This is a genomic window from Acinetobacter sp. YH16052, from assembly GCF_013417155.1.
Classification (GTDB): Bacteria; Pseudomonadota; Gammaproteobacteria; order Pseudomonadales; family Moraxellaceae; genus Acinetobacter.
The window spans coordinates 150723-158792 of sequence record NZ_VPEO01000007.1 but is presented as its reverse complement, the minus strand read 5'-3'; the positions used below and the strand labels follow the sequence as shown (position 1 = coordinate 158792).

The following is an 8070-nucleotide window of genomic DNA, read 5'->3' as shown; positions in this document are numbered from 1 at the left end:
GAAATTCATGCACGTGTAGCAGTCCTCAACAGATTTACGGAATTAGGTCGACCACTTACCCAAGTTACGCCTTAAATTTGGCTCAATTAGGGGCGCTTTGCATTTCAAATCTTTGTGCAACAAAGTCACTTGGAACTGAGCAAAAAATGATTTATGAAAGAGGTCTAATAATACAGATACTGCTGACTTTTCAACGGGTACTTTTTTTCTTATAAGTTTATTAGCACCTGCTTTTTTATTAATTTTTATACTTCTTATGAATAAGTATGGAAAAAGTAAAACGACAGTAAAATTATTAATTACGCTATTAGTTGGCCTTCCTATTGTAAGTTTTATTAGTGCTTTTACTATGGGTGAAATATTTGATGTAAGCGTCTCAGAATTGGCTGAGCAAGTAGCTCGTATAACAATACTTTTTATTTTTTTTGGGATAGTTTTTGCAGTATATAGCTTTTTCTCAAAGCCATTCAATTTGCAATATCTTAATAGAGTAAGAGATTGAAATAACATATAAGAAGAAAACTTCAAAATGAAGGCTGTTAAGTATGGATACTTAACAGCCTTTTCGCTTTGTATTCAGTAGTACGCAGTTAGTGGCAACGACATAGTCAACCGATCATGCAACAACTATATGAATGGCTCAACCAACATCAGCTGGCGGTGCCATCGAGTTCTGCCACCGCTAGGGCAATCAATTACAGTCTGAAGCGTTGAAGAGCCTTAAGCCGCTATCTGGATGATGGCAATTTTCCTATAGACAATAATTAAGTCGAGAACCAAATGCGCCCTTTAGCGTGGGGACGTAAGAACTGACTGTTTGCTGGCTCACTGCGCAGTGGTCAGCGAGCTGCGAATGTCATGATCCTGATTCAGTCAGCAAAACTGAATGGGTTGGATCCCTATGCCTATTTAAGCGATGTGCTGAAAAGGCTGCCAACACATAAAGTGACCCAAATAGAAGAATTACTGCTACATCGATGAGAACCCAACTCAAATTAAAAAATAGCGATGGGGCTCAGTGGACGCTTACGGAATAAGTGTAACTGGCATATATTAGTAAATTAATCCTTAATGATACCGCTCTCTTGATCTGGAAATTCATATCGAGAGAAGCTGTAAATCCACTTATATTTTTTTCTGCGTTCAAACTTGTTTAATATGAAAAATTTTATATATCGATAAATAAAGAATCAAATTAACGATACGTGTACTGAAACTCTAACTCCGAATACTTGTCGGTATATTTGTCGGTATATTTGAAATTATATAAATTTATTATTATATATATCAGTGTGTTATATAATGTTTACGACTTCCTCTCTCACCGCCAGAATTTAAAAACCCGAATCACATGATTCGGGTTTTTTTATATTTAATCTTATCCATTATCTAGCCAGCAAAAAAATCATCTGCTTAGATCTTAAAATATTGTTATCCATCGTCTTAGGTAAATCATTGAATTGATATCAAGCCTCGTTCATAAAAACCTTTTGCAACACAACACTTACGCTTAATTCTATTTTTTAAAATTTTCATTTTTCATCAGCCAAAAAACTGATGAATTGTGCAGTTTCTGTACGCCATTCATTTCAGGTTTTTATTTATGTATTCAAACAAAAAAACTGGCATAGAAATAGCTTAATTTTATTGTCATCAAAGCTATGTTATGTTGCTTATAAATTAACTAAAAGGAGAATAAAAACCACAGGATAGAAAGAAATAACCAAGTGAACCGAGCCATTCAAATTTGAAGTTAAAAAATAGATACACTGCTATTCGGAGAGCGAACATGAATAACAGCGCAAACTATGCCAAACAGATTAAAAATGCAAAACGTGGCGGTTATACCCCAACTATTGCCAAGGACATCAATAAACATAAAATTCAAAAAGCCTTGAGACTCATCGAACAGTGGAGAAGCCTCGCTCAAGAACTCAAACCTCAAATGCAGTTTGATATGGCCTTTACTTTAGAGGAATGTGCACAAGAATTAGATCGCATCCTGAAAAACAGATAAACCTTATAACCGACTCATATCCAGAACCAATCCTGTGCTTTCACCCTCGCCCATATCTGCACATATGGGCCATTTCTTTGCACATAATCAAAAACAGAACTTTTCATCCATTCGGTCAAAATAAACAAATCCTGCCGAAACAGTTTAAACGGTTATTTTTTGGCTTGCGTGACCCAAAAAAATCTGTAAAATGCACTCCACCATGCCGGCATAGCTCAGTTGGTAGAGCAACTGACTTGTAATCAGTAGGTCCACAGTTCGAATCCGTGTGCCGGCACCATATCTTAGCCTCGCTTTTAGTGAGGCTTTGATGTTTCTGGGTTTTAGTATTTTGAGCTGAGTCTTCTTGCACTTTCTAGTGCTTCGATTGTGCCGTCACTTGCACATATCTCACAATCCCTTCCTGATATAATTTTCGGCCTAGTTTCGCTGTCATCTGAATTTTAAAATGATCCAGTTTTGAACCTTGGGCCTGATCATCTGATGCTTTTGAATTCAAAGTTTTTTGCACATAATCCGCAAAGCCGGAAAATACCGGCTCGGACAGATCCTGAATCTGGATATTTTTAAATTCAAAACGATCCAGACAGGCATATAATGCACCCACTGTCATTAAATCTTTTAAATTCACATCGGCAGATTTCAATAAAAACTGATATTTACGCCGTTGTAATGCATTTAAATTTTCCCAACGCTCGGACAAAACCAGATGATGAAAACCAATCCGTGCATTTGAATTTAAAACACTGCGGACCTGCTCCAAGAATAAAGGCACAGGACTGTGATAAGCCGCATCCAGGCACAACACCACATCAAAACGCTGGGAAAATGGCAATTCTTTTAAACGCAAAAATGACGCCTGATAAATGGCATTCAGTTCTGGCAAATGTTGCTGAATATTAGCCACACAGGCAGCCTGCAGCTCAACCCCCGCCAGATATTGCACCTGATAGTGTTGTTGCCAGTACAGCAAACTTGCACCCTGACCGCAGCCTAAATCCAGCAGTTTATCTTTTGAATTTAAATTTACAGTTTGTGCAAGGTGATCGGTGAGCATACGACAGGCAGCCGTATAATCCTGCTGACCTGCTTGCCAATACCCTAAATTGCTCCAGGGCAATTGCGCATGATCGCCCAACACAGCGGCATCAATTGCATACTTGTGCTGGGGAAGACGCTGACGCAGTGCCTGAAGCCATTGCATGGATTAATAACCCAGTTGCGGTGCAACCTCGACCACAGGTTTTAAACCCTCAAATGGTAAAGGTGCACCAAAAATTTCCGCAATTTTCATCGCTGAGGTCACTGCCGATTCCAGAATCGGCAAACCGTCACATGACCATGAACCGCAGAAGAAGACCTTACGGTTGGCATCCAGATGACGTTGCTGCAATTCCTTATTCAGTGCCACCGTATTAGCATCGACGACTGCACGTGTCAGCATTACCGATTTGATCACTTTCTTCGGATCAATGTCGGTTACCGGACGCCAGGTCTGAAACACGGCCGACTTGCCAACCAAAGAAGGTTCAATCGAGTTAAGCCACACGGTAAATTGCTGACGAGTAAATTTACGGTCCATCATATAGCTGAGTACGGCCCAGTCTTTACGTTTTGGCGGCATTACGCTGGCATCGGTATGAATCACCAGTTCGCCTTGTTCGAATTTGAATTTCTTCAATAATTCAATTTCACTGGCGAATTGTACCGGATCCAGGAACTCCTCAATTTTGGTGGTCGGTGTCGCGACAATCACCCGGTCAAACAGTTTTGAATAACCGGCCGCATTTTCAACTTTGACCTGATCGCCCTGCTCTTGTACCAGTGTAATTGCTGAACCGTCTTCAATCTTAATGCCTTCAATCAGCTTATCGACCAACGCTGGTGTACCGCCTTGCAGACGCAGTAACGCATCGCCATCGGTTAATTGACGCAGAAAAATTAACAACGGTTTAGCTGGCCATTCACCAATGGTTTTCGGATTGCAGGTACAGATGGTATATAGCACCGGCATCACCGCACCGTGCCAGAACACTTCTTCAATCTCGTTACGATTGATAAATTCTGCCAGGCTGATGTCCTGATTTTTCGATTTAAAGAATTTGGTCAATGCAACTTTTAACTGCAACAGGCCTTTGACCAGACGCCAGCCATATTGTTGCAGGCCTTTCCGGTTATTGATGATCGGGATATTGCCAATTCGGCTGCGCGATGTGGTCAGCCAGGTTTCAGTTTTATCTTCAAATAACCAGCTGCAGGCCATATAGGTCCGCACCGGATAAGTTTTAATGCCCAGATGCGTGGCCAGACTCAGGGTGTTTTTCCACAGATAGGGATTCATCACACGTAAAGGTGCGTCAATCAGGCCCCCTTCAAATTCAAGGCTATGACTGTCCATGCCGCGACCTGGAAGTGCTTCAAAAATCGTGATGTGATGCCCTGCGTCCTGGAGAATTCTGGCTGTAGCCAGTCCGGCCATGCCACTACCAATTACTGCGATATCCAAACTGATCATCCGTCATTGAAAAACTACAGAAATTATGTACCATGCGCCAATCAAACAGGTTATTAAAATCTTCCAGAATATATATTTTTCGTAAAGGCCTTTTTGTTCAATTTCACCTGCTTTTTATTCATTTTTTTGCAGCAGTTAAAATTCCATCAAATATAGGATTTTATTTATATTTTTATTTAAAAGATAAAAAAATTACTTTAAAAACAAATAATTTAATTAACCATTTTTATAATCCTTGGTTGACAAAAACTTTTAAACTACCTATGATTCGCAGCATAAGAAAACCATAAATTCATCCGGTTCCATTCAGATGCGTTTATGCGAAAATTGTTTAAAACGACAAGAAACTACAGCGCCTTATAAAATAAAAGCCTCTGCGAAAGCAGAGGCTTCTTTGTTTTCAGGCCTGGTTGATCATGCAGCATGGTATTGAGCTTACTTGATTGCCTCTCATAAGCCGCTTAAAAAGCATAGAGTGCAATTCCTCAATCCTCATGTTGTTCTCAAATAGAAATCAAATGGCATGATTTTTTTGTCTAGAATTCATAAATCTCTAAACTAAAAAAATAAAAAATCCAGCAACTTGTGCTGGATTTTTTGCTTCAAAGAACTAGGTTCGAATTAGATTTTACCCACCAGGTCGATTGACGGCGCTAGTGTAGCCTCGCCTTCTTTCCATTTTGCTGGACAAACTTCACCTGGGTGCGCATGTACATATTGTGCAGCTTTCACTTTACGCAGAAGCTCTTGGGCATCACGGCCAATACCACCCGCGTTGATTTCAATGATCTGGATTTTACCTTCTGGATCAATCACGAAAGTACCACGATCTGCCAGACCTTCGGCTTCAATCAACACTTCGAAGTTTTTAGACAAAGTCCAGGTTGGATCACCAATCAATGGATACTGGATTTTACCAATCACGTCAGAGGTATCATGCCAAGCTTTATGGGTGAAATGAGTATCGGTAGACACGCCATAAATTTCTACACCCATTTTCTGGAATTCAGCATACTGATCAGCAAGATCGCCTAATTCAGTTGGACAAACAAAGGTAAAATCTGCAGGATAGAAAAACACCACTGACCATTTACCTTTCAGGTCTTGCTCAGAAACTTCGATGAACTGACCATTGTGGTAAGCAGTTGCATTGAATGGTTTGATTTCAGTATTGATTAAACTCATGAGATATTTCCTCTGGCTTATTTCTGGGATTGCTTATCTTGTGAAGCTAGAATACGAAAAATTTTAAAATAGGTAAAACCGCAAGTTTTTATAAAAATGATCGCTTTTTTAGATCATAAATTTTTATCAGTATTTATTATCTTATTTATTTTCTCGATGCAGAGTTGTCCCCATCAAAAGCAACCTGATGTTTTAAGATTTATGATTCTTTTAATAAGTCGGGCTTTATTCAAACTTAATATAAATCTCGAGGATATAAAAAACCCACCGTATTCAGGTGGGTTTTAATGATAATTTACCGTTCTAATAGATCAAAATGGAAGGTCATCATCTAGATCTGCTGCAGGCGCTGCTGTTGGAGCAGGTGCAGATTTCGGCGCAAAACCACTCGGGTTATTGTTGCAATAACCGCCGCCCTGATTGTTGTTAAAACCGCCTTGCTGTGGCGCTGAACCATAACCCGATTGCGGGTTATTGCCATAACCGCCTTGGTTGTTGTTCGCCTGATTATTGTTATTAAAGCGTGGCTGGTTAAAGCTGCTCTCGCCCTGATCATTTTGAGGACGGCTAGAGTCTAGCATCTGCATTTGTTCACCACGAATTTCCGTCGTATAGCGTTCCTGACCATTCTGGTCAGTCCACTGACGGGTACGTAATGAACCTTCAATATATACTTTTGAACCTTTACGAAGATATTGCTGCGCAATTTCACCTAAACGGTTATGCAACACGATACGGTGCCATTCCGTTTGTTCTTTACGTTCACCGGTACTTTTATCTGTCCACGAATCGCTGGTTGCGATCGAGAATTGAGTGAGAGAGCCACCATTTGCAAAAGTTTTGGTTTCCGGATCTTTACCCAAAGTACCCACTAAAATAACTTTATTTACACCACGCATTTGCCGTTTACTTCCTATATATTTCTGTATTTTACTTTATAAGAGTTATGCTTAAATGGCTACCTCTTTACCTAACAAGTGCGTTAATTGTTGTCGCGAAGCATCATCAATCTGCTGTTTATCGACTTTTACATAGGCAACTTGCTGTTCAGACATCACCACGACCTCTTCAATACCACGAATCGCCAAAAGCTGAGAAGTCCATTCGTCAGTTTGTCTGCTTTCCGGCAATCGCAGTACCAGCGATGACAGATAGCGTGGCTGTGCCAGGCCAAAACTCATCAGCAGCCAGATTATCGCAATCCCTGTCAGGATACTCCAGCCCATCGAGGTATTGTTCAGCAGTAATAATTGTCCGCCAATCATACCGCCAAAGAACGCCCCTAAAAACTGGCTGCTGGCATTTACGCCCATTGCGGTGGCTTTGGACTGGATCGGTGCCGCTTTCGACAACCAGGACGGCAACAAGGCTTCCATCACATTAAAGGCAATGAAGAACAACCCTAAACCAATCAGCAAGACATATTTGGATTCAAAACCAAATGCCATCACCATTAAACCCAGAATAATACCGGTAATGGCCACCAGAAAAATCGCCCGCATTTTGTGGTATTTTTCTGCCAGGATAATACTCGGAAAAGCAAAAAACAGGCTCAGTACCAACAGCGGCAAATATACCCAGCCATGACTGGAAAGTGGCAGATCAGCAAATTCGATCAGCTGTGAAGGCACATAGATAAACATGGCGGTGAGCAATAAATGCAGGGTAAAAACCGACACATGCAGACGATTCAGATCTCCGATTTTGATTACCTGTTTCAACTGTGCCAGATAGCCCTGCTGAAAGTTTTTATGATGCCGCGTGACTTTCGGCACCATCAACAGCATGGCAATCGCCGCCAGGCCCATCACCGTGGTGACCCAGAATAATCCCGAGATGCCCACCAGACCCGTCAGCCAAGGCCCCAGACTAAAGGCCACCACAAAAGACAGGCCGATACTCATGCCCATCATCGCCATGGCTTTCATCCGGTTTTCTTCACGGGTAACGTCTGCCAGTAGTGCCATCACCACAGCGGATACCGCACCACCACCGGCGATCGCTCGGCCGATAATCACGCCATAGATAGTGTCCGACATGGCTGCAATCGCACCACCCAGCGCAAATAATAGCAGTCCCAAAACCACCAGTGGCTTACGGCTATAACGATCCGCAATCAGGCTGAATGGAATCTGCAATAAGGCCTGAGTCAGACCGTAGATCCCGACCGCCAAACCGATCAGTGCAGGTGTTGCATATTGATATGCCTGCCCTGCCACAGAAAACACCGGGATAATCATAAACAACCCCAGCATGCGCAGTGCAAAAATACTGCTCAGGGCAAAGGTTGAACGACGTTCTAAAGCATTCATCATAAATTATGGCGATTGGGTTAATTAATCTGGAGCCCAGA

Annotated in this window: 8 protein-coding genes, 1 tRNA gene and 1 pseudogene; 4 read left to right on the top strand and 6 right to left on the bottom strand. The window is 41.5% G+C overall.

From position 1 onward, the window contains the following. Nucleotides 1-42: 42 nt before the first annotated feature. On the bottom strand, nucleotides 43-471 hold the full coding sequence (locus FTV42_RS07130; RefSeq protein ID WP_180038074.1) for a hypothetical protein: 429 nt from the start codon (nucleotides 469-471) through the stop codon (nucleotides 43-45). A gap of 126 nt (nucleotides 472-597) precedes the next feature. Here FTV42_RS07130 and FTV42_RS07125 point away from each other — a divergent pair. The 3 genes and pseudogenes from FTV42_RS07125 to FTV42_RS07115 form a co-directional block, all read left to right on the top strand. Further along, a pseudogene (locus tag FTV42_RS07125) lies at nucleotides 598-981 on the top strand (transposase); the annotation flags it as partial. Nucleotides 982-1789: 808 nt separating this feature from the next. Then, nucleotides 1790-2017, top strand: a complete 228-nt coding sequence (locus FTV42_RS07120) for a hypothetical protein (protein WP_004647282.1) — start codon at nucleotides 1790-1792, stop codon at nucleotides 2015-2017. Nucleotides 2018-2221: 204 nt separating this feature from the next. Next, nucleotides 2222-2297: transfer RNA gene (locus FTV42_RS07115), tRNA-Thr, on the top strand. 75 nt (nucleotides 2298-2372) lie between these two features. Here FTV42_RS07115 and FTV42_RS07110 read toward each other — a convergent pair. Both FTV42_RS07110 and FTV42_RS07105 read right to left on the bottom strand, forming a co-directional pair. Continuing rightward, nucleotides 2373-3221 (bottom strand): cyclopropane-fatty-acyl-phospholipid synthase family protein, encoded by an 849-nt coding sequence (locus FTV42_RS07110; RefSeq protein WP_180038242.1) that lies wholly within the window; start codon nucleotides 3219-3221, stop codon nucleotides 2373-2375. Nucleotides 3222-3224: 3 nt separating this feature from the next. Beyond that, nucleotides 3225-4532 carry an FAD-dependent oxidoreductase gene (locus tag FTV42_RS07105; RefSeq protein WP_180038240.1) on the bottom strand — a complete coding sequence of 436 codons (1308 nt, stop codon included), beginning with the start codon at nucleotides 4530-4532 and terminating at the stop codon, nucleotides 3225-3227. A gap of 32 nt (nucleotides 4533-4564) precedes the next feature. Between FTV42_RS07105 and FTV42_RS07100 the strand changes: the two genes are divergently transcribed. Further along, nucleotides 4565-4822: a hypothetical protein gene (locus FTV42_RS07100; RefSeq protein ID WP_180038238.1), complete on the top strand. Its 258-nt coding sequence runs from the start codon at nucleotides 4565-4567 to the stop codon at nucleotides 4820-4822. Nucleotides 4823-5153: 331 nt separating this feature from the next. Here the strand turns inward: FTV42_RS07100 and ahpC are convergent, their stop codons facing one another. The 3 genes from ahpC to FTV42_RS07085 form a co-directional block, all read right to left on the bottom strand. Further along, nucleotides 5154-5717: an alkyl hydroperoxide reductase subunit C gene (gene ahpC / locus FTV42_RS07095; RefSeq protein ID WP_004278673.1), complete on the bottom strand. Its 564-nt coding sequence runs from the start codon at nucleotides 5715-5717 to the stop codon at nucleotides 5154-5156. Nucleotides 5718-6028: 311 nt separating this feature from the next. After that, the gene (ssb, locus tag FTV42_RS07090) at nucleotides 6029-6616 is read right to left on the bottom strand and encodes a single-stranded DNA-binding protein (protein WP_180038235.1); all 588 of its coding nucleotides are present in this window, start codon (nucleotides 6614-6616) and stop codon (nucleotides 6029-6031) included. Between the two features lie 51 nt (nucleotides 6617-6667). Then, entirely contained in the window at nucleotides 6668-8032 is a 1365-nt protein-coding gene (locus FTV42_RS07085) for an MFS transporter (RefSeq protein ID WP_180038233.1), read from the bottom strand. Nucleotides 8033-8070 lie beyond the last annotated feature (38 nt).